This is a genomic window from Escherichia sp. MOD1-EC7011 (genome assembly GCF_002965005.1).
Lineage (GTDB): Bacteria > Pseudomonadota > Gammaproteobacteria > Enterobacterales > Enterobacteriaceae > Escherichia > Escherichia ruysiae.
The window spans coordinates 1-632 of the sequence record NZ_PTRD01000071.1 but is presented as its reverse complement, the minus strand read 5'-3'; the positions used below and the strand labels follow the sequence as shown (position 1 = coordinate 632).

The 632-nt window shown below is 56.0% G+C and carries 1 protein-coding gene; it reads right to left on the bottom strand.

What is annotated here, in order from left to right:
- On the bottom strand, positions 1-632 hold a 632-nt coding region (locus A7098_RS23355; RefSeq protein WP_105281498.1), incomplete at both ends, for a pyridoxal-dependent decarboxylase.

Here is a 632-nt window from a genome sequence, read left to right as displayed (position 1 = left end):
CCTGAAGCACTGATCGATTTCACGCGCGGCAGGCGGAAGTCCCAGACAATATCCGGAGCCACGAACGGTGCCAGGAAGCCACCGCTGGCGGCGTCGATGTGCATGTCGATGTCGATACCGGTGTCGGCCTGGAATTTATCCAGCGCATCGTGCAGCGGTTGCGGGAACTCATAGTTACCGGTGTAGGTCACACCAAAAGTCGGCACCACGCCGATGGTGTTTTCGTCGCAGGCTTCAATCATGCGTTTCGGATCCATGAACAACTGACCGGGGCGCATAGGGATCTCGCGCAGTTCCACATCCCAGTAGCGGGCAAATTTATGCCAGCAGATTTGCACCGGCCCGCACACCAGGTTGGGTTTATCGGTCGGTTTACCTGCGGCTTCCATTCGTTTGCGCCAACGCCATTTCATTGCCATCCCACCGAGCATACAGGCCTCGGAAGAACCAATGGTGTTGGTGCCAACGGCCTGACCGTTTTTCGGCGCAGGCGCGTGCCACAGGTCGGCAACCATGTTTACACAACGCAGGTCGATAGCTGCGGACTGCGGATATTCTTCTTTATCGATCCAGTTTTTGTTGATCGACAGATCCATCAGCTTATGAACATTTTCGTCGTCCCAGGTCTGGCA